Source organism: Micromonospora sp. NPDC003241 (genome assembly GCF_053589795.1).
This window is the reverse complement of sequence record NZ_JBSFSO010000112.1, coordinates 1-1,044: the sequence shown is the minus strand read 5'-3', so window position 1 is coordinate 1,044 and position 1,044 is coordinate 1. Positions and strand designations below refer to the sequence as shown.

Annotated in this window: 1 protein-coding gene; it reads right to left on the bottom strand. The window is 73.8% G+C overall.

Features of this window, described 5'->3' with window-relative positions:
- A partial coding sequence (locus ACWDVW_RS32685; RefSeq protein ID WP_449956865.1) for an FAD-dependent monooxygenase occupies nucleotides 1-972 on the bottom strand: 972 nt, incomplete at its 3' end.
- Between the last annotated feature and the right edge of the window lie 72 nt (nucleotides 973-1,044).

Here is a 1,044-nt window from a genome sequence, read left to right as displayed (position 1 = left end):
GTCGCCGTCCGCGATCGCGGCGATCAGCGCCGCCGCGAGCGACCGCGCGGTGAGGATGGCCAGATTGGCGCCCTTGGCCGCGGACGGGCTGATCGTGGAGGCCGCGTCGCCGGCGAGGAACAGCCGGCCCTGCTGGATCGGGTCGAGGATCTCCGACCGCAACCGGACCAGTCCGCGCTCGATGATCGGGCCCGTCCGCAGCGGCCCGTACCGGTCGGCGCGCAGCCGGTCGGACAGCGCGCTCCAGACCCGGTCCTCGCTCCAGCGCAGGGCGTCCTCGCCGGCGCACTGCAGGTAGTAGCGGGTCACCTCGGGGCTGCGCGGCATCTGGCCCGCGAAACCGTCGGGGTGGACGCCGTAGGCGACGGTGTCGGTCGTCGGCGGGGCCTGGGCCAGCAGCGCGAGCCAGGTGATGGCGTAGTCGTGGGTGGATCGCGGGCCCCGCACGGTCTGACGGGCCGCGCCCTGCGCGCCGTCGCAGCCGACGAGGTAGCGGGCGGTGATCCGGGAGGTTTCACCGTCGGCGGTGCGGGCGAGCACCCACGGCCGGTCGCCGTGCTCGTCACCGATCTGCTCGGCGGTGGTCGCGCACCGCAGCTCGCCGCCGCGGCGCAGGTATTCGGCGACCAGATCGGTCACCAGCCGCTGTTGCGGGTAGACGGTGTGCGCCTCGCCCCGCCCGAGTCCGCCGTAGGACAGCTCGATCCGGCCGCCCGCGCTGCGGAACTCGCAGGTCTGGTGGGTGTGCCCGCCGGTGTGCAAGCCGGTGTCGAGTCCGTGCTCGGCCAGCACCGCGACACTGGCGGGGGCGAGGAAACCGGCGCGGGCGCGCTGCTCGATGTGCGCGCGGTCGCGCCGTTCCAGGATCAGCACCTCGATCCCGGCCGCGCGCAGAATATTGCCGAGGACGAGCCCCGCCGGTCCCGCGCCGAGCACCAGGACGGTGGTCGACTCGCTGCTCCCCATCGGCATGGGATCGGAGCTTAGGTCACCGCGGCGGCACCGGCCGTCCGTCGCGGTGGTGTGTTGCTGGGATTATGTGAA